20 protein-coding genes are annotated in these 24,753 nt (G+C 66.9%); 6 read left to right on the top strand and 14 right to left on the bottom strand.

The genetic code is table 11. The features are described 5' to 3' along the window. Positions 1–559: 559 nt before the first annotated feature. The 9 genes from recO to V5F26_RS13840 form a co-directional block, all read right to left on the bottom strand. Positions 560–1,291, bottom strand: a complete 732-nt coding sequence (recO, locus tag V5F26_RS13880; RefSeq protein WP_234050319.1) for a DNA repair protein RecO — start codon at positions 1,289–1,291, stop codon at positions 560–562. Positions 1,292–1,404: 113 nt separating this feature from the next. Next, positions 1,405–2,391, bottom strand: a complete 987-nt coding sequence (gene era / locus V5F26_RS13875; protein WP_394057144.1) for a GTPase Era — start codon at positions 2,389–2,391, stop codon at positions 1,405–1,407. 107 nt (positions 2,392–2,498) lie between these two features. Beyond that, positions 2,499–3,200, bottom strand: a complete 702-nt coding sequence (gene rnc, locus V5F26_RS13870; RefSeq protein ID WP_394056947.1) for a ribonuclease III — start codon at positions 3,198–3,200, stop codon at positions 2,499–2,501. A 5-nt stretch (positions 3,201–3,205) separates the two neighbouring features. After that, positions 3,206–3,958: a signal peptidase I gene (gene lepB / locus V5F26_RS13865; protein WP_394056948.1), complete on the bottom strand. Its 753-nt coding sequence runs from the start codon at positions 3,956–3,958 to the stop codon at positions 3,206–3,208. Between the two features lie 173 nt (positions 3,959–4,131). After that, positions 4,132–4,527, bottom strand: a complete 396-nt coding sequence (locus V5F26_RS13860) for a DUF1622 domain-containing protein (protein WP_394056949.1) — start codon at positions 4,525–4,527, stop codon at positions 4,132–4,134. Positions 4,528–4,556: 29 nt separating this feature from the next. Continuing rightward, positions 4,557–4,958: a holo-ACP synthase gene (acpS, locus tag V5F26_RS13855; RefSeq protein WP_234050810.1), complete on the bottom strand. Its 402-nt coding sequence runs from the start codon at positions 4,956–4,958 to the stop codon at positions 4,557–4,559. Next, positions 4,958–5,731, bottom strand: coding sequence for a pyridoxine 5'-phosphate synthase (locus tag V5F26_RS13850; RefSeq protein WP_394056950.1), 774 nt, complete (start codon positions 5,729–5,731; stop codon positions 4,958–4,960). Before V5F26_RS13850 ends, acpS begins: the two co-directional genes overlap by 1 nt. 27 nt (positions 5,732–5,758) lie before the next feature. Then, the gene (locus tag V5F26_RS13845; RefSeq protein ID WP_394057145.1) at positions 5,759–7,972 is read right to left on the bottom strand and encodes a RelA/SpoT family protein; all 2,214 of its coding nucleotides are present in this window, start codon (positions 7,970–7,972) and stop codon (positions 5,759–5,761) included. Positions 7,973–8,195: 223 nt separating this feature from the next. Next, positions 8,196–9,170, bottom strand: coding sequence for a quinone oxidoreductase family protein (locus V5F26_RS13840; RefSeq protein WP_234050313.1), 975 nt, complete (start codon positions 9,168–9,170; stop codon positions 8,196–8,198). A gap of 335 nt (positions 9,171–9,505) precedes the next feature. Between V5F26_RS13840 and V5F26_RS13835 the strand changes: the two genes are divergently transcribed. Next, entirely contained in the window at positions 9,506–10,720 is a 1,215-nt protein-coding gene (locus tag V5F26_RS13835; RefSeq protein WP_394946200.1) for a UbiH/UbiF family hydroxylase, read from the top strand. Positions 10,721–10,764: 44 nt separating this feature from the next. Here the strand turns inward: V5F26_RS13835 and V5F26_RS13830 are convergent, their stop codons facing one another. The 3 genes from V5F26_RS13830 to V5F26_RS13820 form a co-directional block, all read right to left on the bottom strand. Next, positions 10,765–11,748 (bottom strand): AEC family transporter, encoded by a 984-nt coding sequence (locus V5F26_RS13830; protein WP_234050311.1) that lies wholly within the window; start codon positions 11,746–11,748, stop codon positions 10,765–10,767. 174 nt (positions 11,749–11,922) lie between these two features. Next, entirely contained in the window at positions 11,923–13,572 is a 1,650-nt protein-coding gene (locus tag V5F26_RS13825; RefSeq protein WP_394946199.1) for a long-chain-fatty-acid--CoA ligase, read from the bottom strand. A 158-nt stretch (positions 13,573–13,730) separates the two neighbouring features. Beyond that, positions 13,731–15,056, bottom strand: coding sequence for an OmpP1/FadL family transporter (locus tag V5F26_RS13820; protein ID WP_234050309.1), 1,326 nt, complete (start codon positions 15,054–15,056; stop codon positions 13,731–13,733). 485 nt (positions 15,057–15,541) lie between these two features. Here V5F26_RS13820 and V5F26_RS13815 point away from each other — a divergent pair, with 485 nt between their 5' ends. The 5 genes from V5F26_RS13815 (at position 15,542) to V5F26_RS13795 (ending at position 22,045) form a co-directional block, all read left to right on the top strand. Continuing rightward, on the top strand, positions 15,542–15,979 hold the full coding sequence (locus tag V5F26_RS13815; protein WP_394056957.1) for a MerR family transcriptional regulator: 438 nt from the start codon (positions 15,542–15,544) through the stop codon (positions 15,977–15,979). Between the two features lie 169 nt (positions 15,980–16,148). Further along, positions 16,149–17,294 carry a thiolase family protein gene (locus V5F26_RS13810; RefSeq protein ID WP_394946198.1) on the top strand — a complete coding sequence of 382 codons (1,146 nt, stop codon included), beginning with the start codon at positions 16,149–16,151 and terminating at the stop codon, positions 17,292–17,294. Positions 17,295–17,305: 11 nt separating this feature from the next. Next, positions 17,306–19,651: a 3-hydroxyacyl-CoA dehydrogenase/enoyl-CoA hydratase family protein gene (locus tag V5F26_RS13805; RefSeq protein WP_394946197.1), complete on the top strand. Its 2,346-nt coding sequence runs from the start codon at positions 17,306–17,308 to the stop codon at positions 19,649–19,651. A 200-nt stretch (positions 19,652–19,851) separates the two neighbouring features. Then, a complete protein-coding gene (locus tag V5F26_RS13800; RefSeq protein ID WP_394946196.1) occupies positions 19,852–21,642 on the top strand; it encodes an acyl-CoA dehydrogenase C-terminal domain-containing protein in 1,791 nt (596 codons plus the stop codon). A 91-nt stretch (positions 21,643–21,733) separates the two neighbouring features. Beyond that, positions 21,734–22,045, top strand: coding sequence for an SCP2 sterol-binding domain-containing protein (locus V5F26_RS13795; RefSeq protein ID WP_234050304.1), 312 nt, complete (start codon positions 21,734–21,736; stop codon positions 22,043–22,045). A 96-nt stretch (positions 22,046–22,141) separates the two neighbouring features. Here V5F26_RS13795 and V5F26_RS13790 read toward each other — a convergent pair whose 3' ends face one another. Both V5F26_RS13790 and V5F26_RS13785 read right to left on the bottom strand, forming a co-directional pair. Further along, positions 22,142–24,223, bottom strand: a complete 2,082-nt coding sequence (locus V5F26_RS13790) for an acyltransferase family protein (RefSeq protein WP_394056961.1) — start codon at positions 24,221–24,223, stop codon at positions 22,142–22,144. Positions 24,224–24,343: 120 nt separating this feature from the next. Continuing rightward, positions 24,344–24,580, bottom strand: coding sequence for an Lrp/AsnC ligand binding domain-containing protein (locus tag V5F26_RS13785; RefSeq protein ID WP_234050302.1), 237 nt, complete (start codon positions 24,578–24,580; stop codon positions 24,344–24,346). Positions 24,581–24,753: the final 173 nt, after the last annotated feature.

Below are 24,753 nucleotides of genomic sequence, written 5' to 3'. Positions count from 1 at the left end.
GGCTCGCCCGCCCGCGCTTCTGCCTCCGGGCCGCCCGACACTGGCGCCGCGCAGGCGGCGGGGGGCCCGGAGGTGCCGGAAGGCACACAAGCGCCGCAAGGGTAAACAACGGTTCATCAAAGCGGTATGCCGCGACCGATTTATCGTGTGTTTGCATACCGTTATACCAGGTTCGGCCTAACTGCCGCCGCCCTCCTCCGCTAGGGTTTTCAAGGCATGGGCGCGGGGCGGACCAAGCCCTGTGCCCGCTGATGCACAGGAGAGTGTGATGCGAAAGATCCTTTGGGCGGCAGGAGGCATCGTCGCGCTAGGCTTGCTGGGTGCGCACATACCGGCGGCGTCCGCCGGCACGCTCGGTAACGCGGCTCCGGCTCTGGCGGGGCCCGCAGATCTTCAGGTGAAGCCGGAAAATGTCTACTGGGTGCGCCGGTGCTGGCGCGAACGGCGGTGGTGGGGCGGGCGCTGGCACTGGGTGACCCGCTGCGGCAGCATCTGGGTTGAGCCGCCGAGGCCACGCCCGTTCTGGGGACCGCCGCCGCCCCGGCCCTATTGGTGGTGATCACCCGGCAGGCATCTCCCGGCGCCAGGAGGCAATAAAATGGCCGCGCGCCTCGGAAAAGCCGAGGCCGCGCGGCTCCAGCACCCGGCGCTGGAGGAAGTAAGCGGTGAGGCGCAGGGCATCCTCCACCTCCGATGCGGACGGATGGGTACCCTGCCCCACCAAAAAGGCGGGCAATGGCAGCAGGCGCGGCGCATAGGGCTCGCCCGCCTCCCTGCAGACCGCCCGCCCGCTCTTCGGCGACACATAGATGAGGTCGTGCCGCTGGCCGGTGGCCGCGCAGGCTTCCAGCTCCAGCCCGAAGCCCAGTTCCCCCAGCAAGGCCAGCTCGAACCGCGCCAGCAGCATGCCGGCGGCAGGCGCAGCGTCGAAGGCGTCCAGGATTGCGCCCAGTGTGGCGTAGAGACCCTCCTGCGGGTCCCGTTCCGGCAGCAGGCGCAGCAGGTGCGCCATATGGGTGATGCCATAGGCGCCGTGGGGCGCGCGCATGAGGGCTTCGGCGCGAATCACGAGCGGTTCCAGGGCGAAATTGCCCATGTGCTCGTCCAGCCGCGCGCGCCAGGTGGCGCTCACCGTGTTGCCGGGCTGGAGCATGGGCGCCTGCCGGCGTGAGGCCCCACCCCGCACCATGCCCAGATGCCGGCCACGCCGGGCGGTGAGCAGCTCGACGATGGCATTGGCCTCGCCGTGGCGCCGCACGCCCAGCACGATGCCCTCGTCGTTCCACTCCACGGCATCAGCCTTTCGGGCCGCCAGACCGCTTCAGTGTTTCAGCGAAACGGTCCGTCCCCTTGCTTTCACGCATTTCCCCACGCGAGCGGATTCCCACTTCGCGCGGAAACGCCTTAGTCCCCGCGGGGGAATTCCAGCCCCATCTCACGATAGCGCTCGGGGTCGTTGGCCCAGTTCTCGCGCACCTTCACGAACAGGAACAGGTGCACCGGCACTTCCAGGATCTCGGCGAGCTCGGCGCGTGATTCCGAGGAGATGGTCTTGATGGCCGTCCCGCCTTTGCCGAGCACGATCTTCCTTTGGCTCTCGCGCTCCACATAAATGGTCTGCTCGATGCGCACGGAGCCGTCCCTCAGCTCCTTCCAGCTCTCGGTTTCCACCGTGGAGCGGTAGGGCAGCTCGTCATGCAGGCGCATGAACATCTTCTCGCGGGTGATCTCGGCCGCCAGCATGCGCATGGGGGCGTCGGAGATCTGGTCCTCGGGATAGAGCCAGGGGCCGGGCGGCACCATCTGCGCGAACCAGGTCCGCACATCGTCCACCCCATCGCCGGTCAGGGCGGAGACCATGAAGACGCGCTCGAACTGGAGGCGCTCGTTGAGCTCCGTCACCAGGGCCAGCAGGGTGTCGCGGCGGATGAGATCGATCTTGTTGAGGATCAGCGCGCGCGGACGGCGGATCTCCGAGAGCGGCGCGATCAGCGCCTCGATCTCCTCATCCACCCCGCGCTTGGCATCCACCAGCAGGGCGATGACGTCGGCATCGGCGGCATGGGTCCAGGCACTCGCCACCATGGCCCGTTCCAGCCGCCGCTTGGGCGCGAAGATGCCGGGCGTGTCGACCAGCACCACCTGAGACGAGCCCTCGATGGCGATGCCCCGCACGATGGAGCGCGTGGTCTGCACCTTGTGGGAGACGATGGAGACCTTCGTGCCGACCAGGGCATTGGTCAGGGTCGACTTGCCCGCATTGGGCGCGCCCAGCAGCGCGACGAAGCCGCAGCGCGTGGGGCCGGCCGGCTGGGGAGCCTCCTCGGCCACCGGCTCGTCATCGTCGAAATCGTCATCGTCGTCGAAGTCATCGGCCTCGGCGGCTTCCAGGCGCTGCTGCTCGCGCAGGGCCTCCTCGTCCGCCTCCGTCCGCCCCGGCGCCGGGGTCTTGCTGGGCACGGCGGGTTCGCCCGGATCACGTGGCTTGTTCGTCATGCTCAGCTCGCATTCTTTTCCCACACGCCTTCCCGTACCAGGAAAGCGGAGGCGGCGGCCTTCTGCGCCGCCTGCTTTGATGATCCTTCCGCCTCCACCGGGGTCAGCCCCGGCAGCTCGACGGCCACGGTGAAGCGGGGCGCATGGTCTGGACCGCAGCGCGCCACATCGCGGTAGGAGGGCGGCGGCAGGCCGCGCGCCTGCGCCCATTCCTGAAGCACGGTCTTCGCATCGCGCAGCGGCCGGCGCGGAGCTTCCAACCGGTGGCGCCAATAACGCTCCACCAGAACGTTGGCAGCGCCGTAGCCGCCATCGAGGAAGACCGCGGCCACCACGCTTTCCGTGACATCGGCCAGAATGGCGCGCCGCTTGTGGGTGCCGGATTGGGTCTCGCCCGGGCCGAGGCGGATGTGGGCGCCCAGATTCATGTCGGCGGCGACATCCGCACACGCTTCCTCGCGCACCAGCTCGGCTAGGCGGCGCGAAAGCTCGCCCTCCTCCGCGCCGGGAAAGGCCGCATAGAGCATGTGCGAGACCACGGAGCCCAGCACGTGGTCCCCGAGGAATTCCAGGCGCTGATAGGAGCGCAGGCGCGGCGCCTCACCCTTCACAGCGCTGATGTGGGATAGTGCAAGGTCGAGCAGCGCCCGATCCTTGAACGCATAGCCGATCCGCTCTTCGAGGCCGGAGAGATCTTCGAACACTCTGGTCAATTCACCATTTTGAACAGCCGGTCCCATCGCACCGTCCAAGGCCATGTCCACACCTGCCAGGCCGACGCGCCCTCATCGATAGAGAAGAAAATCATCTGCGCCTTGCCGATGAGATTCTCGAACGGCACGTAGCCGACCTGGCTCAGGACACGACTGTCGGCCGAATTGTCGCGGTTGTCACCCATCATGAAATAATGGCCCAGCGGGACTTCATAGACAGGGGTGTTGTCGTAGAAGCCGTTGTCCACCAGGTCGAGCGTCTCATAGGAGACGCCATTCGGCAGCGTCTCGCGCCAGCGCTTGACGGGGACGGGGCGGCCGGTGCCGTCATCCTCGGTCACGTCGGTAAGGCGCTCGCGCTTCACAGGCACGCCATTGATGTGCAGCCAGCCGTCGATCATCTGGATCTTGTCGCCCGGCAGGCCAATGACGCGCTTGATATAGTCGGTCTCGTTGTCGCGCGGCAGCTTGAACACCACCACGTCGCCCCGGGTCGGCTGCTCGCCGAAGATGCGGCCGGAGAACAGGTTGGGCGAGAACGGGATGGAGAAGCGCGAATAGCCGTAGCTGTACTTCGAAACGAACAGGTAGTCGCCGATCAGCAGCGTATCCTTCATGGACCCCGAGGGGATGTTGAAGGGCTGGAACAGGAACGTGCGGATCAGCAGAGCGATCAGCAGGGCCTGGACGATCACCTGGACGGTTTCGAGGAATCCGCCGTCCTTCTTCGAATCGCTGGTCGCGGTCATCGAGGGTCCGAAAAAATGAGAACGGTGCGCAGGGTGCAGCAAACTGCGCCGAAACTGAGGACGGCGCGGCCGAAAGCCACCCCGGCCAAATGCGTTCGCACCCTATAGAGGCTTCCCGGCGCGGCGGCAACGCGCACCCCTGCGTCAGGACCGGATTTGGTCGCTCGCGGGCCTCACGCTTTGTTGCGCTCGGCCTTCTGCTCCACCCCGCCCTCGGCTTTGGCCGGCGCCTGCCAGGGCCAGCGGCCCTCGATCTCCACTTCCAGCGAGAAGGAGAGGAAGGTTCGGATGACCACGATGCCCGCGAGCACGGCGAGGCTTTCCAGGCTGGGCTCAATGGCCACGGTGGAGATGATGTCCGCCGCCACCAGCAGTTCCAGCCCCAGCAGGATGGCCATGCCCAGGGACGATCGGCAGGAACGGAAAGCCTCCGCGCTCGACCGGCCGCGAAGAAGATCGCGCGCGAAGGCATAAGCGGCCATCAGGATGCCGAACACGATGACCACCGTGCCCGCCACCTCGATGCCGCGGGTGGTCCAGTGCAGCAGCCCGCTCAGAAGATGATCCATCGCCCCCCGCCCGTTTCCCGCCTTCGGCCTCAGCCGCGCGGCACCGCCGAGATGATGACGTAGGCGGCCGAAAGGGGCCCCTCGTCCGTCAGGGTGAGGTGGATGCGCGGCTCGAACCCCTCTGGCACCATGGCCGCGAGACGCCGGGCGGCGCCGCCGGTCAGCTCCAGGGTGGGCTGGCCGGTGGGCAGGTTCACCACGCCCATGTCGCGCCAGAACACGCCCTGGCTGAGGCCCGTGCCCAGGGCCTTGGAGCAGGCTTCCTTGGCGGCGAAGCGCTTGGCATAGGTTTCCGCGCGCAGCTTGCGGGCGTCGGCCTTGGCGCGCTCCACCGGGGTGAAGACCCGCTCCAGGAAGCGTTCGCCATAGCGCTCGATGGACTTGGCGATGCGGCGGGCGTCCGTGAAATCGGAGCCGATGCCGAGGATCATCATGCCGCCGCTCCGGTACCGGCGCGGGCCCGGCCGCGGGCAATGGCTTCCTTCATGCTGCCAATAGCGGCCCGAAGGCCCACGAACACCGCCTCGCCCACCAGGAAGTGGCCGATGTTCAGCTCCATGATTTCCGGCAGCGCCGCGAGGCGCTCGGCGGTGGCGAAATCGAGCCCATGGCCGCCATGGACCTCAAGCCCCAGCGTCTCGGCCTCCCGCGCGCCGATGGTCAGGCGCGCGAACTCGGCCTCCGCTTCCGAAAAGCGGCCTTCCGCGATGGCGTCGCACCAGGCGCCGGTGTGCAGCTCCACGATATCCGCTTCCAGCGCCCGCGCGGCGGCGATCTGGGCCGGCTCGGCGGCGATGAAGAGCGACACGCGAATGCCCGCCTCCTTCAGCGCGGCGATGCGCGGGCGCAGCTCCTTTTCCTGGCCGGCGGCGTTAAGCCCGCCTTCCGTGGTGCGCTCCTGGCGCTTTTCCGGAACCAGGCAGCAGGCGTGCGGGCCGATGCGGGTGGCGATGGCCACCATCTCCTCGGTACAGGCCATCTCGAAATTCAGCGGCAGGTCCACCTCCGCCTTCAGCCGCTCCATGTCGGCATCGCGGATGTGGCGGCGATCCTCGCGCAGATGGGCGGTGATGCCGTCGGCCCCGGCCGCCTTGGCCAGCAGCGCCGCGCGCACGGGATCCGGCAGCGCGCCGCCGCGCGCGTTGCGCAGGGTCGCCACATGATCCACGTTCACCCCAAGCCGCACCGGCGTTGCCCGTTCCATGGCTGTGCTCCTTGAAGAGAGGCCGTATCAGTCGTTCACGCGCTCGACGCTGGATACCACGTCGCGGGCCTTCAGGTCCGAGATGATGCCGTTGAGATGGCGCAGGTCGAACACCTCGATGTCGATCACCATCTCCGTGAAGTCGGCCGAGCGCGAACGCATCTGCAGCCCCTCGATATTACCGCCCCGGTCGCCGATGGAGCTCGCCACCTGGGCCAGCGAGCCCGGCTCGTTGCGCGCCGTCACGACGATGCGCGCGGGAAAGCGGCCATCGGAGAGCTCATCCACGTCCCAGCGCACGTCGAGCCAGCGCTCGGGCGCGTCCTCGAAGCTTTGCAGGGACTGGGACTGGATGGGATAGATGGTGATCCCTTCTCCGGGCGTGAGAATGCCGACGATCCGGTCTCCCGGCACGGCCCCGCCATTGGGGGCGAAGCGCACCGGCAGCTCGCCAGTGATACCGCGAATGGGGATGGCGTCGAGCCGCTCCTGCGATGCGCCTTCCGGGATCTTGAACTTGAGATTGTGCCCGCGCTTCAGCTCGAACCACCCTTCGGCGGTGGAGGTGCCGCCATTGGCGCGGTCCTCCGGGCGCGGCGGCACCCATTCGGGATAGGCGGCGCGGATGAGATCCTCCGTCTTGATCTCGCCCCGGCCCACGGCCGCGAACACATCCTCCGCCGCCGTCCGCGCCAGGCGCGGCACCGCGCGGCCGATAACCTCCTCAGAGAAGGACTTGCCGGCCTTGGCAAAGGCCCGCTCCGCGATCTTGCGGCCCAGCCCCGAATATTGTGCGCGCACGGCCGCACGCGTTGCCCGCCGCACCGCCGCCCGCGCCTTGCCCGTCACGGCGATGGTTTCCCAGGCCCCCGGCGGCGTCTGCGCCTTGGAGGTGATGATTTCCACCTCGTCGCCGTTCTTCAGCTCCGACACCAGCGGCGCAACAGAACCGTTGATCTTGCAGCCCACCGCCGTGTTGCCGACATCGGTGTGCACGGCATAGGCGAAGTCGATGGGCGTCGCCCGGCGCGGCAGGGCGATCAAGCGGCCCTTGGGGGTGAAGCAGAAGACCTGGTCGTGGAACAGCTCGAGCTTGGTGTGCTCCAGGAACTCCTCGGGCGAGAGGCCCTGCGAGAGGTTCTCGATGGTCTTGCGCAGCCAGGCATAGGCCCGCGTCTCGCCGGAGAGCATCACGCCCGGCGCGCCCGAGGGGTCCTTGTACAGGGCGTGGGCCGCGATGCCGTATTCGGCGATTTCGTCCATGTCCTGGGTGCGGATCTGAAGTTCCACGCGCTGGCGGCGCGGCCCCACCACCGTGGTGTGCAGCGAGCGGTAATCGTTCGGCTTGGGGGTGGAGATGTAGTCCTTGAAGCGCCCGGGCACGATGGCCCACCGGGTGTGCACCACACCGAGCGCGCGATAGCAGTCCTCCAGGCTCCCCACGATCACGCGGAAGCCGTAGAGGTCCGAGAGCTGCTCGAAACCGATGGCCTTGCGCTCCATCTTGCCCCAGATGGAAAAGGGCCGCTTCTCGCGCCCCTTCACCTCGGCCTGGATGCCGCGCTGCTCCAGCGCCTCGCGCAGATCGCGCTCAATCTCCTGCACCAGCGGCCCATTGTGCTGCCGCAGCTCGGAAACCCGGGTGGTGATGCTCTCGTACGCCTCCGGGGACAGCTGGCGGAAGGAGAGGTCCTCCAGCTCCTCGCGCATGTCCTGCATACCCATGCGGGCGGCCAGGGGCGCGTAGATGTCCAGGGTCTCCTGGGCCACGCGGTCGCGCTTTTCCGGCGGCACCCACTTCAGGGTGCGCATGTTGTGCAGCCGGTCCGCCAGCTTCACCAGCAGCACCCGCACATCGTCGGCGATGGCCAGCAGCAGCTTGCGCAGGTTTTCCGCCTGCTTGGCCTGCTTGGACACGAGGTCCAGTTTCTTGATCTTGGTGAGCCCCTCCACCAGCGTCGCGATCTGCGGCCCGAACAGGCGCTCGATCTCGGCCTTGGTGGCGTCGGTGTCCTCGATGGTGTCGTGAAGCAGCGCCGCCACGATGGTGGCGTCGTCCAGCTTCAAGTCCGTGAGGATGGCCGCGACTTCCAGCGGATGGGAGAAATAAGGATCGCCCGACGCACGCAGCTGACTGCCGTGCGCCTTCATGGCGTAAACATAGGCGCGATCGAGCAGCGCCTCGTCGGTGTTGGGATTATACCGTCGAACGCGCTCGACGAGTTCGTATTGGCGCATCATGGCCGGAACGGTCCGTCGCAGCACGGGCAGGGCAGGTTCCGGCGGAACGCGGGCCACCCCTTCCTTATGAGTGAGGTACATATCGGACGGAAGCGGGACTTGCGCAAGGTGTTGGTTCTGCTTCTTTTCGGCGAAAATGCAGGGTGCGCGCGCGCCGCTCCCGCCGCGCCGCATCGCTTGCATGCGAATAGTTCAGGGCTGGGGCCCCGCGGGCCTACTGCCGTCAGGGCAGCAGCAGGGTGGAGCCGGTAGTCTTGCGCGATTCGAGGTCCTTGTGGGCCTTCTGCACGTCCTTCAAGGCGTAGGTCTGGTGCACGGGGATCTTCACCGCGCCATCGAGCACCACCTCGAACAGGTCGTTCACCGTCGCCAGCAGGTCGCTGCGCTTGGCGACGAAGGTGGCAAGCGTGGGGCGGGTGGCGAACAGGGAGCCTTTCTGTGACAGCAACAGCAGGTCGAAATTCTTGATGGCGCCGGAGGCGTTGCCGAAGCTCACCCACAGGCCCAGCGGCTTCAGGCAGTCGAGGGAGGCCGGGTAGGTCGCCTGCCCAACGCCGTCATAGACCACGTCGCACATCTTGCCGCCGGTGATCTCCTTCACCTTGTGAACGAAGTCCTCCTCCCGATAGAGGATGACGTGGTCGCAGCCATGGGTGCGCGCCAGCTCCGCCTTTTCCTTCGAGCCTACGGTGCCGATGACGGTGGCGCCCAGGTGCTTCGCCCACTGGCACAGGATGAGGCCCACGCCGCCGGCCGCGGCCTGCACCAGGATGACGTCGCCGGGCTTCACCGGATGGGTGCGGCGCGCGAGATACTGGGCCGTCATGCCCTTCAGCATCATGGCGGCGGCGGTGCGGTCGTCGATGGAAGCCGGCAGGTGCACCAGCAGCGCGGCGGAAACGTTGCGCACCTCGCTATAGCCGCCGAGGCTCATGGCATAGGCCACCCGGTCGCCTTCGTGGAAACCGGACACGTCCGGCCCCACGGCCATGACGACACCCGCGCCCTCATTCCCCGGCACGAAGGGCATGGTGGGGGCCTTGTAGAGGCCGCTGCGGAAATAAACGTCGATGAAGTTGAGGCCGATGGCCGTCTGGCGGATCTGCACCTCTCCCGGGCCCGGCGGCGGCACGGTGACTTCCTCGTAGGTCAGCACGTCCGGCCCGCCCGTGTGATGCACCTGAACCGCGTGGACCATGACGCCTCCCCTTTTCCCAATCGCGAGCATTCCCCGGCCGGGATCATAGGGGCCGGCGCGCCGCCCGCAAGGGCCGTCCACAATCTGGCGGGGGCCCGTGCGAGGCTTCACATGAACACGCGCGCGCTTCGGCTATGATGGGTCAACAGACCGCGCCCCCGGATGGCTCCTCCTGAGCTAGGTTCGGAGCGCGAACCGAAGGTGCGCGCGGGGCCCGAGCTTTGCCCCATCTCATGGAATCGGGACCGCGTTCCGGGTATCGAGTTGATGCGTTTTCCGTGTGCGCGCCGGCAGTGCCGTCCGTCGCCCGAAGGCGCCCTAAGGTGGAGGAGATCATGACGACGCAAGCCTCGGAGAGCCTGAGCGCGCCGCACCATGCGGACGATCTGCACGACGTGGTCGTGGTGGGCGGCGGGCCGGCCGGGCTCGTCATGGCCCTGGGGCTCGCGGCGCGGGGCGTCTCCACCGCCCTCGTCACCGGGCCGGACCGGGGCGTGGACCATCGCACCACGGCGCTGCTCGACGGTTCGGTGCGCATCCTCGAAAGCCTCGGCCTCTGGGAGGTGCTGGCCCCCAAGGCCACTCCGCTGCGCGACATGCGCATCGCCGATGCGACGCGCCGCCTGTTCCGCGCGCCGGAGGTCACCTTCCGCTCGGCGGAAATCGGGCTCGACGCCTTCGGCTACAATATCGAGAACGACCCGCTGCGCCTCACGCTCATGGAAGCGGCGCTGGCGCAGCCACGGCTCCACATCGCGCGCACCAGCCTCACCGCCGTCACCGTGGGTGACGAGGCCGCCCGCCTGGAGCTGGCCGATGGCACGGTGCTAAGCGCACGCCTGGTGGTCGGCGCCGATGGGCGCGGCTCCACCGTACGCGCGTCGGCGGGAATCGGCACCGTCACGCGGGCCTATCCGCAGGTGGCCTTCACGGCCATCGTGCGCCACACCCGCCCGCACGAGGAAATTTCCACCGAATTCCACACCGAGAGCGGTCCCTTCACCCTCGTGCCCCTGCCCGGCGAGCGCTCCAGCATTGTGTGCGTGGTGAGCGAGCGCGAGGCCCTGCGCCTGCTCGGCCTTTCTGACGAGGCACTCTCGCGCGAGCTGGAGGCCCGGGCCTCCTCCATCCTCGGCCGATTCGAGGTGGAGCCGGGCCGCGGCGCCTTCCCGCTTTCGGCGGAGACGGCGGAAAAGCTCACCGCCCCACGCATCGCGCTGATCGCGGAAGCCGCCCACATCATGCCGCCCATCGGCGCGCAGGGCCTGAATCTCGGCCTTCGCGACGTGGCGGAGCTGGTGTCCCTGGTGAGCGAGGCCGCCGCCAGCGGCCGCGACGTGGGCGGCCCCGAGCTGCTGGAGCGCTACGCCCGCGCGCGGCGCAGCGACATTGAGGGGCGCATGCGCGCGGTGGACGTGCTCAATCGCTCGCTGCTGTCGGACTTCGTTCCGATCCAGGGCATGCGGGGCTTCGGCCTCTATCTGCTCGACCGGGTGGGCCCGCTGCGGCGCACCGTGATGCGCCTGGGTGTCGGCAGCCGGGCGGCCTGAGGCGAATCGGCCGCCCTCGCGAATCGCCCCTCGGTCCCCTCCGTTCAGTGGAGAAGATCGAGGGGGATGATCTGCGCCTTCAGCAGGAACAGCATGGCGGTGACGCTGAACACCGAGAGCACGGTGCCCACCAGCACGGCCGTGGACGCCTCCTCCATATAAGTGTGGTACTGCCGCGCCAGCACGAAGCAGTTGAGCGCCGGCGGCAGCGCCGCCATCAGCAGCAGCGTCTGGGCCCAGGCCGGCGGCCAGCTCTGCGACCAGGACTGGGCGAACACGCCCACCACCGAGAGGGACAGCAGGGCGATGGCCGGCTGTCCCACCAGCTTCAGCCCCAGCAGCGGCGCCAGCTCCACGGGCAGGCGACGCAGCGGCCGCAGGGCCACCGTCACCCCCAGGGTGAAGAGGGCACAGGGCGCCGCCGCGTTCTTCAGCGCATCCAGCAGCCGCGACAGGGCTTCTGGCTCCTGGAAATGGAACGCCGCCGCCAGCACGCCCAGCAGGGTCGCGATATTGAAGGGATGGGTGAGCACGCGCCGCGCGATGAGCGCGAAGGTGGCGCCCAGGCTCTCGCCACGCCCGCGCGTCGCCATCAGCAACGGCACCAGCGTGAAGAACAGCAGGCTATCGCAGGCGAAGATGAGGGCCGCCGGCGTCGCCGCCCCCTGCCCCAGCGCCGCGATGCTGAGGCCGGGGCCCATATAGCCCACATTGGCATAGGCCCCGACCGTGGTGGCAATGGCGGCCTCCCCCACATTCCCGCGTCGGAACCACAGCCCGACGCCGAGGGCGATGGCCGAGGCCGTCGCCGTGGAGGCCACCACGGCCAGGATGAAGGCGGGGTTGGCCAGCTCCTCGAATGGCGTCTGCGCGACGATTCGATAGAAGAGGGCCGGCAGCGCGATGTAGATGATGAAAAAGGTGAGCCAGGCGAGCCCGGCTTCCGGCAGTTTCACCAGCTTTCCGCAGAAATAGCCAAGGAAGATGAGGCCAAAGAAGGGAAAGACGAGGCCGACGAGATCGCTCATGAACGAATTCTGGGCGCTGGGCCGCGGTCGGGACGCGACGAGGGCGGGCGCCCTCCCCTCCCTTCAGCAGGCGGATGGAGATCAGGCGGCGGCCCCGGCCCGGTTTCGCACCCGGCCGGAACGGACCACCCGCCTCCGACTAAAGACCAAGCGACCGCCTGACAAGCGGCTGTTTCAGGAGGCGGCCCGGTTCCGCTCCTCCTCGATCAGCTCTTTCTTGGAGAGCTTGCCCACCATGCTCTTCGGCAGGCTTTCGCGAATCTCCACCGCCTTGGGCATCTCGATCTTGGAGATCTGGGCGGACAGGAAGGAGAGCAGTTCCTCGGGCGTGGCGTTCATCCCCTCCCGCAGGGTCACGAAGGCCTTGGGCGCCTGGCCGCGATAGGCATCGGGAACGGCGATGGCGACCGCCTCCGACACCGCCGGGTGCAGATAGAGCGCCTCCTCGATCACCCGCGGATAGACATTGTAGCCGCCGCACAGGATGACGTCCTTGATGCGATCCACCAGGAACAGGTAGCCGTCCTCGTCCAGATAGCCCACGTCGCCGGTGCGCAAGGCGCCGTCGAGGAAGGTGTCGAGGGTCTCCATGGGCCGGTTATAGTAGCCACGCATCACCTGCGGGCCGCGCACGCACACCTCGCCCTTCTCCCCCACGGCGCACAGGCGCTTGGGGTCCACCAGGTCGTGAATCTCGATCACCGTCTCAGGCAGGGCGGTGCCCACGGAGCCGTCCTTCACCAGCCCCAAAGGCGGGTTGGCGGTGAGCACGGGCGAGGTTTCGCTGAGGCCGTAGCCTTCCACCAGCTTGCAGCCCGTCAGCCCCTCGAAGCGGTGGCGCACCTCCCCCGGCAGCGGCGCGCCGCCTGAAATGCACAAAGTGAGGGACGACAGATCCCGCTTCTCAATGGCCGGAAAGCCGTTGATGGCCGCGAAGATGGTGGGGACGCCGGGAAACATGGTCGGCTTGGCCTGCTCGATCACGTCGAGCACATCCGCGAGGTTGAAGCGCGGCACCAGGAGGATTTCGGCACCCAGGCAGATGGGAATCACCATCACCGTCTGCATGGCGAACACATGGAACAGGGGCAGCACCCCCAGCACGCGCTTCACCCCGATGCGCCGGCACTCAGCATGAATCATCACCTGCTGGGCATTGGCCGAGATGTTGGCATGGGTGAGCATGGCGCCCTTGGGGACGCCGGTGGTGCCGCCCGTATATTGCAGCACCGCAATGTCCTTGAGCGGATCGATGACCACCGGCTGCGGCCGGTCCCCATGTCCAACAAGGGCGCTGAAGGGCATGTGGAGACCGTCGGTGAGCTGGTATTCGGCCTGCTCGCTGCGCTTGAAGAGGGTGAACAACATGCCCTTGATCCAAGGCAGCACCCCCGCCATGGGGCACACGATGATGCGCCGCAGACCGGCTTCATGGGCCACGGCGACGATGCGGGAGTGAATCAGCTTCACATCCGGCACCACCATGATTGTGGTTCCCGAATCGCGGATCTGGTGGCGCAGCTCGCGCTCCACATAGAGCGGGCTGAAGTTCACGACCGTGCCGCCGGCCTTCATGACGGCAAAGAAGAAGATGACCGAATAGGGCGTGTTGGGCAGGCAGAGGCCCACCTTGGTTCCCGGCCCCACGCCTTCTGCCTGAAGACCGGTGGCAACCTTATCCACCAGCGCGCCGAGTTGGGCATAGGTCCATTGCCGGCCGAAGAAGTTCAGCGCAGGCCGGCTGCCGTGTTCGGCGACGCTGGCATCCAGCAGATCGGGGACGGGTTTGGGGACGATGGGAGCGCTATTGGTTCGCTCGAGCATGGGCGTTCTCCCGCAGGCAGCGCGCCGAGGCCGTTTGCCGGCTCTTCAGGCGCCAGGCTGCCGCATGTCTTTCAGTTCGCCGTGGGGGAGCCCTGGCATTGGCCGGGGCTCCCCGCAATCAGGTTCGGTCGCGATTGCGCCGAGATGGGGGCGCAGGCTTACTTGGTGATCAACGCCGCCGGCTGGGTCGCCTCGCCAAACTTGTAGCGCACGCCCAGGGAAACGATGTCCACATAGCCGTCGTTCACCTCGCCAATCAGCACCCCGCGCAGCGCATTGCCCGCCTCGTAGGGATACTGCTCGATCGGGCTGTTCTGCCCGAAGATGTGGCTATAGGCGAAGTCCATGGAAAGCTGCTGGGTCACCGCATAGGTGAAGCCGGCCGACAGCCACAGGCGGTTGGTGTCGGGCAGGCGCGGCGAGCGCGTCTCGTCCGGAACCGGCGTCAGCTCGTAGCCGATGCCCGCGCGCAGGGCGAGCTTGGGATCCCACTGATATTCGACGCCGCCGGAGAAGAACCAGCCATCCTTCCACTGCAGGTCGAGGACGCTGGCGACGCTGGTGGGCGTGCGCACCACCAGATCGGTCATGGTGGACCAGTCCGTCCACTCCACGGTGCCGAGCACCGTCCATTGCGGCGCCACCTGCGAGCGCAGGGAGGCGGTGATCTGCCCGGGCAGCGTCAGCCCCGCATTGGCGATATAACTGGCAAGCTGCGCCTGCACCAGATAGACGCCCAGCGTGCCCGCCAGGTCGTGGTCCATGGACGACTTGTAGCCGACGCCGATGGTGGTTCCCGCCCACGGGGTGAGCAGCACGCCGACGCTGAAGCCAACGCCGAGATCGTCGCCATCCACCTGGCCATAGAGATTATTGGTCGGCGGGGTGAGGCCCGCGAAGACGGCATTGCTCAGCCGCGCATCGATGTAATTGACGCTGACGCCCGCGCCCACCGTCAGCCACTCATTGACCTTGTAGGCCACGGTGCCCTGAACGTTCATGTCGAAGATGCGGCTGTAGCAGCCGTAATAGCGGCCGGACCAGTCGCAGGGGGCGTCCGAGATCAAGCCGAAGGGCACCGTCACGCCAAGGCCGATGGCGAAGTTTTCCGAGCCGTAGGTGATGAAGGTGGTGGGCAGAAGGGCGTCATCGATGATGTCGCCGACCCCAACATTGCCGAGATTGCCGCCGGTGATCGGGGCGCGGGCCTGCGTCACGTCGACGGAGGCGTGCGGCATGATGTAGGTGAAGTTGCCCTCAAAGTTCAGGCCCGGCGAAAAGCTGGTCGCGGCCGGATTCCAGAACATGGAGGCGAGGCCTTCGCCGCCCGCGGCAGTGCCGGCGAAAGCCGAGCCCTGGAAATAGGCGCTCTGCTCGCGAAGCCCGAAGCCGCCCGCCTGTGCGGCCCCGGTGGCCAGCAGGGTGGCGAAAAGAGGCAGCGCGACGCTCCCGGCACGACTGACCATGGCGGTGGATCTGGACATGGGTCCCCCTTGCTCGGCGCTCCCCCGGGTCGGCGTTTCCCGGTGGCGCTTTCGATGTGGCGTTTCCTGGGGCACGGCGCGCTGCGGCGCACTATAGGTTTTTATGGTGCCCTATACGTCATCCAGCATGCCTAAACGCACAGCTGCGTCAACTGGGATTGTCGCCTTCCGGCCCTCACCACTAAAAATATACCCATGCGTTGCAGGAACAGCACGATGGAATGCTCCAGAAGCCCGGTTTCCTGTCAGAATAAATCAATACCATGATAGATTTTTGCCACTGTGCGCGGCGCATTTGAAGAGCTCCCGCCGCTTGTTTGAAGAGCTGCCGCCGCTTGCGTTTTCCCACTGGTGCTGAAAACCCTTCGCCACACGGCACGCGCGGCCATTGCTGCTTTGCAGCACTGAAAACCCCAAGCAGGGGACTTGCGCCGAAGGTCAAAGCATGTATCGTCAGGGCGACTAGGTGACGTATAGGTGAACTTGTGGCAGCGACAGGCAAACGCAACACCGGTGCCGGTTTGACGGACACCTTCTTTACGGTGACCGAGCTGGCGCGCGACCTTGCCGTGACGCCGCGCACCATTCGCTTCTATGAGGACAAGGGCCTCATCACGCCCCGTCGGGCGGGCACCATGCGCGTTTACACCAAGCGCGACCGGGCCCGAATGGTGCTGATCCTGCGCGGCAAGCGGCTGGGCTTTTCGCTGCGCGACATCAAGGACTATCTCGACCTTTACGACATGGACCCCACCCAGTCCGAGCAGATGCGCATGCTGCTGAAGAAGGTGGAGACCCGGCTGGAGATGCTGGAGGACCAGCGCCTGGCGCTGGAGGAAACCATCGTCGAGCTCAAGGAAATTCAGGAACAGACCCTCGCGGGCCTCGCCACGTCCAACGGCGAGAGCAAGGCCGCCGGCTGAGCCCGGTTGCGGCGAGACAGTCTCCGGCCCGCGCGGAAAATGCCCGCGGGCCCAATGGGTTCAAGCGGCCTGCACCATGCCGGGCCGTGTGAAAGCCGGAATTGGCGGAACCAAAAACAGACCCGCGGCGTCGCCTCATGCGGGCAATATCTATCAGGCAGGAGCGCTCATGCAGAACGTCGTGATTGCGGGCTATGCCCGCTCGCCCTTCACGCTGGCCAAGAAAGGCGACCTTGCGCGCCTGCGGCCGGATGACCTCGCCGCCCAGGTGGTGGCTGAGCTTATCGCCCGCACCAAGGTGAAGGTGGAAGACACTGAAGACCTGATCGTTGGCTGCGCCTTCCCCGAGGCCGAGCAGGGCTTCAACATCGCCCGCCTCATCGGCATGATCGCCGGCCTGCCACAGTCCGTGGCCGGCACGACGGTGAACCGCTTCTGCGGTTCGTCCATGCAGTCGGTGCACATGGCCGCCGGGCAGATCCAGCTCGGCGCTGGCGACGCCTTCATCTGCGCCGGCATCGAAAGCATGAGCCGCGTGCCCATGACCGGCTTCAACCCCATGCCGAATCCGGCGCTCTACGCCAGGATGCCCTCCGCTTACATGGGCATGGGCGAGACCGCCGAGAACGTCGCCAACAAGTGGCAGATCACCCGCGCCGATCAGGATGCCTTCGCCCTGAAGAGCCAGGAAAAAGCCACCCGCGCCGAGGCCGCCGGCCACTTCAAGGCGGAGATCGTGCCCGTTCACGTGAACGGCAAGGTCAACAAGACCGTGGACACTGACGGCTGCATCCGCCGCGATGCGACGCTCGAAGCCCTCGCCGGCCTGAAGCCCGCCTTTGACGAGAACGGCACCGTCACCGCCGGCACCTCCTCTCCCCTCACCGATGGCGCGTCCGCAGTGCTGGTGTGCTCGGAAAGCTATGCGGAGAAGAACGGCCTTGAGCCGCTCGCTCGCCTGAAGAGCGTGGCGGTCGCCGGCTGCGCGCCGGAGATCATGGGCATCGGCCCGGTGGCCGCCACCCGCAAGGCGCTGGCGCGTGCCGGCATCACCATCTCCGACATCAATGTGGTCGAGCTCAACGAGGCGTTCGCCTCCCAGGCTATCGCCTGCCAGCGGGAGCTGGGCATTGCGGATGAGACGCTGAACCTGGATGGCGGCGCCATCGCGCTCGGCCACCCGCTGGGCGCCACCGGCGCGCGCATCGTGGGCAAGGCGGCCGCGCTCTTGAAGCGCGAGGGCGGCAAATATGCCCTCGCCACCCAGTGCATCGGCGGCGGCCAGGGCATCGCCACCATCCTCGAGCGCGTCTGAGGGAGGCGCGCATGAATACGACCACACCGTCGTTTGAAATCAAGAAGGTCGCCGTCATCGGCGCCGGCGTCATGGGCGCAGGCATCGCGGCCCATGTGGCCAATGCGGGCATCGAGGTGCTGCTGCTCGACATCGTTCCCGAGGGCGCGGCCGACCGCAACATGGTCGCGCAAAAGGCCATCGACAAGCTGCTGAAGGCGGACCCCGCCGCCTTCATGTCCAAGCGGGCGGCCAAGCTCGTCACCCCCGGCAATATCGAGGACAATCTCGCCGATCTTTCCACCTGCGACTGGATCGTCGAGGCCGTCATCGAGCGGCTGGACATCAAGCAGGCGCTCTACGCGAAGATCGAGGCCGCCCGCCGGCCCGGCTCGGCAGTGTCGTCCAACACCTCCACCATCCCGCTGGGTGATCTCACGGCCGGGCTGCCGGAGAGCTTCCAGCGCGACTTCCTCATCACCCACTTCTTCAATCCGCCGCGCTACATGCGCCTGTTGGAGATCGTGGCCGGACCGCAGACGAACCCCAAGACAGTGGCGGCGGTCGCTCGCTTCGCGGATGTGAAGCTCGGCAAGACGGTGGTGACCTGCAAGGACACGCCCGGCTTCATCGCCAACCGCCTCGGCACCTATTGGCTGCAGCTGGCGGTGGGCGAGGCTTTCGCCCTCGGCCTCAAGGTGGAGGAGGCGGATGCGGTGATGGGGCGGCCCTTCGGCTTCCCCAAGACCGGCGTGTTCGGCCTGATCGACCTGGTGGGGCTCGATCTCATGCCCCACGTCCAGGGCTCGCTGAAGCGGGCGCTGCCGGCCTCCGACCCCTTCCACGCCACGCTGCGCGACGAGCCTCTGATCTCGAAGATGATCGAGACCGGCTATACGGGCCGCAAGGGCAAGGGCGGCTTCTATCGTCTCAATCGCGAGAACGGGCAGAAGCTGAAGGAAGCCATCGACCTGGCCTCGGGAGAATACCGCGCGCAGGTGAAGGCGCAGGTGCCGGAGCTGGAGGATGGCGGCGGCAAGGATCTCGCCGCTCTCATGTCCGCCCCCGGCCCGGCGGGGCGCTATGCCCGCGCCGTGATGGCCCGCACTTTGGCCTATGCCGCGCGCCTGGTGCCGGAAGCCGCCGACGATATCGTGGCGGTCGATGACGCCATGCGCCTCGGCTACAATTGGAAACTTGGCCCCTTCGAGCTGATCGACAAGATCGGTGCTGCTCGTCTCGTTGAGATGCTGGCGGCCGATGGCGTGGAGGTTCCGGCTCTCCTGAAGCTGGCGTCGGAGCGGCCCTTTTATCGTGTGGAGAACGGTGCGCGCCAATATCTTGGCACCAATGGCGCCTATCGCGACATCGTGCGGCCCGAAGGCGTGCTGCTGCTCTCCGACATCAAGCTGAAGTCGCAGCCCCTTCTCAAGAATGGCTCCGCCTCTCTGTGGGATATCGGCGACGGCGTGGTGTGCCTGGAGTTCACCTCCAAGAGCAATTCCCTCGACGAGGGGATCATCACCTTGCTCTCAAAGGCCTTGAAGCTGGTGAAGGAGAAGTACAAGGCCCTCGTCATCTATAATGAGGGCTCGAACTTCTCCGTGGGTGCCAATCTGGGCCTGGCCCTGTTCGCCTGCAATATCGGCGCTTTCGGCGAGGTGGAAAAGCTGGTCGCCACCGGCCAGAAGGCCTATCAGGACATGAAATACGCCCCCTTCCCCGTGGTGGCGGCCCCCTCGGGGCTGGCGCTCGGCGGCGGGTGCGAGATCCTGCTGCATGCCGATGCGGTGCAGGCCCACGCGGAAAGCTATATCGGGCTTGTGGAATGCGGCGTCGGCGTGCTTCCGGCCTGGGGCGGCTGCACCGCCATGCTGGAGCGCTGGCAGACCGACAAGGCCTTCCCCAAGGGGCCCATGCCCGCCCCCTCCAAGGTATTCGAGACGGTCTCCACCGCCACCGTGGCGAAGTCCGCGGCCGAGGCCAAGGAGCTGAAATTCCTGCGCGAGAGCGACGGCATCACCATGAACCGCGATCGCCTCCTGGCCGATGCCAAGGCCCGCGCCCTGGCGCTGGCGGAAGGCTATGTGCCGCCCAAGCCCATCGAACTCACTCTGCCCGGCCCGTCCGGGAAGGTGGCCATGGAAATGGCGGTGGAAGGCTTCGCCAAGCGCGGCCTCGCCACCCGGCACGACAAGGTGGTGTCGTCCGCTCTGGCCGAGGTGCTCACCGGCGGTGATGCCGACCATATCGAGCCCGTGCCCACGGCCCGGCTGCTGGAGCTGGAACGGGAGGGCTTCATGAAGCTCATCCGCACCAACGCCACCTTGGACCGCATCGAGCACATCCTCGAAACCGGCCGGCCGCTGCGGAATTAAAGGCCGCCGCCGAACGCCCTCTCCCGCTCGCGGGGGAGGGCTGGGGAGGGAAAGCCCCTTTCCGCGAAAGCAACTCCGGGGTGGCGCGGGCGCACTGCCCCCACCCTGCCCTCCCCCGCGAGCGGGAGAGGCTTCGCCGCGCGGCCGGCCGCATCCTCGGCCTCGCGCGGCCCCTTCAGAACAATCGGGAGCCAAACGCCATGCAGGTCTATACCCCGCCGCTCCGCGACATGCGCTTCGTGCTGCACGAGCTGCACGGCAGCGAGGAGCTGCGCCATCTGGAAGGTCTGGAAGAGGTCACCCCAGACCTCATCGACGCCGTGCTGGACGAAGCCGCCAAGCTCGTCACCGAGGTGCTCGCGCCCCTGAACCAGAGCGCGGACCTCGAAGGCTGCACCTATGAGAATGGTGTGGTCCGCACCCCCAAGGGCTTCAAGGAAGCCTACGCCACCTTCATTGAAGGTGGCTGGAACGGCATCGCCTGTGATCCGAAATATGGCGGCCAGGGGCTGCCCGCCTCGGTGAACAAGCTGGTGGAGGAGATGCTGTGCTCGGGCAACCTTGCCTTCGGCATCTGCCCCGGCCTCACCCATGGCGCCTATGAGGCGCTGATCCATCACGCCTCCGATGAGCTGAAGGACCGCTTTTTGCCGAACATGGTGGCGGGCACCTGGTCCGGCTCCATGTGCCTCACCGAGCCGCAATGCGGCACCGATCTCGGCCTCGTGCGCACCAAGGCGGTGCCGCAGGAGGATGGCAGCTACAAGATCACCGGCAACAAGATCTTCATCTCCGCCGGCGAGCAGGACCTGACCCAGAACATCATCCACCTTGTGCTCGCGCGCCTGCCGGACGCGCCCAAGGGCATCAAGGGCATTTCCTTGTTCCTGGTGCCGAAATTCCTGCCGAAGGAAGATGGCACCTTGGGCCCGCGCAATGGCGTGCTGTGCACCGGCATCGAGCACAAGATGGGCATTCACGGCTCCTCCACCTGCCAGATGGCGTTCGAGGAGGCCACCGGATGGCTGGTGGGCGAGCCCCACAAGGGCATGCGCGCCATGTTCTCCATGATGAATTCGGAGCGCCTGTCGGTGGGCACCCAGGGCCTCGGCCTGGGCGAGGCCGCCTATCAGGCCGCCGTGGTCTATGCCAAGGAGCGCCTGCAGGGCCGCTCCCTCACCGGCGCCAAGCATCCGGACAAGCCGGCCGATCCCATCATCGTGCATCCGGACGTGCGCCGCACCCTCATGACCATGCGCGCCTATAATGAAGGCTGCCGGGCGCTGGGCGGCTGGGTGGCGCGCACGCTCGACATCATGGAGCATGCCACCGACCCCGAGGAGCGCCGTCGCGCCGAGGATTTCACGGCGCTGATGACGCCCATCGTGAAGGCGCTGTTCACGGATATGGGCTTCGCCACAGCCTCAATGGGCATGCAGGTCTATGGCGGGCACGGCTATATCCGCGACCATGGCATGGAGCAGTATGTGCGCGATGCGCGCATCGCCATGATCTATGAGGGCACCAACGGCGTTCAGGCCCTCGACCTCGTCGGCCGCAAGCTGCCGGCGCATATGGGGCGCTATCTGCGCTCCTTCTTCCACCCGGTGCTCGCCTTCATCGACGCCAAGATGGACGACGACAATCTGGCGCCCCTCGTCGGCCCGCTGGGCAAGGCCTTCGGCGCGCTCCAGCTCGCCACGGCCCACATCGCCGAAAAGGGCCTGAAGGATCCGGAGGAGGCCGGCGCCGCGGCCACCGAATATCTGCGCCTCTTCGGCCTGGTGGCCCTGGGATACATGTGGGCGCGGATGGCGGAAGTGGCTTTTGAGAAGCGGCCGACCGCCAATGGCGATGCCGCCTTCTATGATGCCAAGATCGCCACGGCGCGCTTCTACATGGAGAAGCTGCTTCCCGAAGTGGCGGCCCTGTGGGGCTCCATCAAGGCCGGCAAGGCCGCGACGATGGGGCTTGAGGAAGCCAGTTTCTGAAACCGGTGGCCGGCTGCGGCCGGCCATCGCCGACTTTCAACACTCCTCCGCCCCGATCCCGCCGGGGCGGCTTTTTTGTGAGGTGACCGCCATGGCCGACGTTTCCGCCCTCATCGAATCCATGCGCGAGCGCGCCGACGCCCTCGCAGAGCTGGGCTACAAGGTGCGCTTCGACCTGACCGACAAGAACGAATCCCTGCTGCTCGACGCCACCGGCGGCGCCGTCTCCCTTGAGGAGGGCACCGGCGAGGCCGACGCGGTTCTGAAGCTGTCGTCCGATACCCTGGACAAGCTGGTGGCCGGGCGCCTCGGCGCCATGCTGGCCTTCTCGACGGGACGGCTGAAGGTGGAAGGCTCGCGCGGCGTTGCGCTGAAGCTGGCGAGCCTGCTCGGCGACGAGTGATCGTCCGCCGGCGCGAAGCCGGCACGCTCCGGCCGCAAAAAGCGGAGCAACCCCCACCCATCCTTTCCGCTGGCGCAACGCGCCGGCGGAAAGGACTCAATTCTCGGCACCTCTCACGGCCGACGCCGCCTTTTCCTGTTCCGGCGCAGGGTCCGTCGCCGGCGCCACGCGGGCGTCCCGGCCCAGCAAGGCCAGGATGGTCTCGCGAATGATGGGGCTCTGCATGATGCGGCCGGCCCCGCTGCGGGACAGGTGGTTGCTGTCGCTGAAGAAGAAATGCGCGTCATCGGCGGCGTGACAGCTCTTTTCATCGCAGAACAGGCCGGCCAGCTCCACCACCTCGGTGCCCGGCACCTCCCGCGCCACCTTCTGCAGCTCCGCGGTGTTGGCGCCGCTGATCCTCGTCACCACATCAAGCCCTTCCACCAGGCAATGGGAGGAGTCGCCCCCAAAATGCTCGGCACGCACGGTGCAGGCCGCCGGACCGATGGGGAATTCCGGAGCCTGCGCCACCAGGAGCACATTGGAACCCGCCCTGCGGATCGCCTCCACCGTGCGCCGCAACGCCACGGGGAACGCGGCGCGGCTGCCGTCGCCCGTCGGCAAGCGGGCGTCCGGCAGGTCCGGCATGGTCAAGGCCAGGGTCGGCGCGGCATAGGTCGTCCACAGCGCCCAGCGGCCCACCAGCACCACGAGCTTCGGCGGGTGTTTCTCGATCTCCTCGATCACCGCCGTGTTGAAGATCGCGCAGTCGGTGCCCCATTTGGTCTCGCGCGGGGTCGAGATGCCGATCAGGGGCGGGCACCCGCGCAGCGCCAGCAGCCGCGTGCCAACGCCTTCACGCGCCAGGAGAGCGGAGAAGCCGGAGAAGCTGGCGGAAGCGTGGGAATCTCCCCACACGAGCACGTCATAAGTGCCCTCCGCCCCCGGGGGCGAGATCGTGCACCCATCCGACCCCGTTCCGAAGTCAGCGCTTGGAACGCAGACGTCCTTGAACATGGACACGCGCATGGCGGCGTCGGCAATTTTGCCCAAGGGGGAAATGGGCCAGAGGAACCCTTCCCTGTTGGTCAGGAACTGCGCGCAGCCAATGAAGAGCAGGATACCGACGGCGGCCGCCCCGAAGTGGGCGACACGCAGCCCCTTGAACCAGTTGGCCCGGCGGGCGGGCATTTCCACGTAACGCAATGACAGGGCGGCCAGGACCACAGCCGCTGAGATGAGGGCAAGCGCCAGGATCGCTGTCGGCCGACGGTCCCGATAGGCATAGGCCAGCGCCAGCAGCGGCCAATGCCAAAGATACAGCGAATAGGAAATCCGCCCGACATAAACCATGCCCGAATGGCTCAACAGCCGCGCGACCGGCCCGGCAGGAGCATGACGGCCGGAATAGATGAGCAGCACCGCGCCGAGAACCGGCGGCAGCGCGGCCACGCCGGGAAAGGGCGTGTCGCGGGTGTAGGCGAAGATCGGCAGCAGCAGCGCGGCCAGCCCGACGAGCCCCAGGCCCATTGCGATCCGGGTCCGCAGGGCTGGCAGCGGCGCCAGCGCCAGGAGCGAGCCCGCAAGCAGCTCCCAGGCCCGCGATGACAGCAGGAAAAAGGCGCGGCGCGGCGCCTCCTGCAGCTCCATCTGGGCGAGTACCAGCGAGCCGAGGGCGACAAGGAGCAGCCCACCGACCGCGAGGCGTCGACCGCCGATGCGCATCAGGGCGAACAGCACGAGCGGAAAGATGATGTAGAATTGCTCTTCCACCGCCAGCGACCAAAGATGCAGCAGCGGCAAGGCTTCAGCAGCAGGCGCAAAGTAGGACTGCTGGTGCATGAAATAAACATTGGCGAAGAAGAGAACCGCCGGAATGAGCGACTCGCCCAGGTCGCTCATCTGCTTCGGCAGCAGGATGAAGACCGAAAGCACCACCGTGGCGAGCAGCACGACAAAGAGCGCCGGCAGGATTCTGCGGATGCGGCGGTCATAAAAGTCGATGAGGGAAAAGCGACCACGCTCAATGTCGCCCACCATGATCGACGTGATCAGAAAACCGGAGATGACGAAGAAGACATCGACGCCCACGAAGCCGCCGCGGAACGGCGAAAAGCCTCCATGGAACAACACGACGCTCCCGACAGCGATGGCCCGCAACCCATCGATGTCGGGCCTGTAGGCCAGACTCATCATCGCCCCCTGATCGTGCGCGCCCCCTTCGGGACGCGTACCGCCGCAGAGATGATTAGACCAGCCAAACAGATGCCGCAAATGCCGGCTGCAGGCCGTGGTTGCAGCCGGCGCCCTGGCCCCTCAAAAAGCCTTGTAGGTGATGATGGTGTATGTGTCCTTGATCCCGGGAATGACCTGCACCTTCTGGTTCACGAACTGCCCGATATCGGTGCCCGGCTCCACGTAGAACTTCACGAGGAGATCGAAATCTCCGGCCGTGGAATAGATCTCGGATGCGATCTCGGCATCCGCAATGGCATCGGCCACCTCATAGGACTTGCCGAGCTGACATTTGATCTGCACAAAAAACGGGATCACGGTGCACTCCGCTCAAGAACACGGAGCCCGCCCGAAGGCGAGCCCCTCATTCCTTCTAGCCGGGCAGCGCCGCCGCCCCGCCGAAGGCGCCAAGGTGGACAAAACCGGGGCCTGGCGCAAGGGTGGCGCCGAGGCCGCGGCCGCATCATGCCCGGTTTCGCTGCGCCCCCGGG

Source organism: Xanthobacter variabilis (genome assembly GCF_043831965.2).
In the GTDB taxonomy this organism is placed as follows: Bacteria; Pseudomonadota; Alphaproteobacteria; order Rhizobiales; family Xanthobacteraceae; genus Xanthobacter.
The sequence above is the reverse complement of the archived record's forward strand: the minus strand, read 5'-3'. Positions and strand labels throughout refer to the sequence as shown.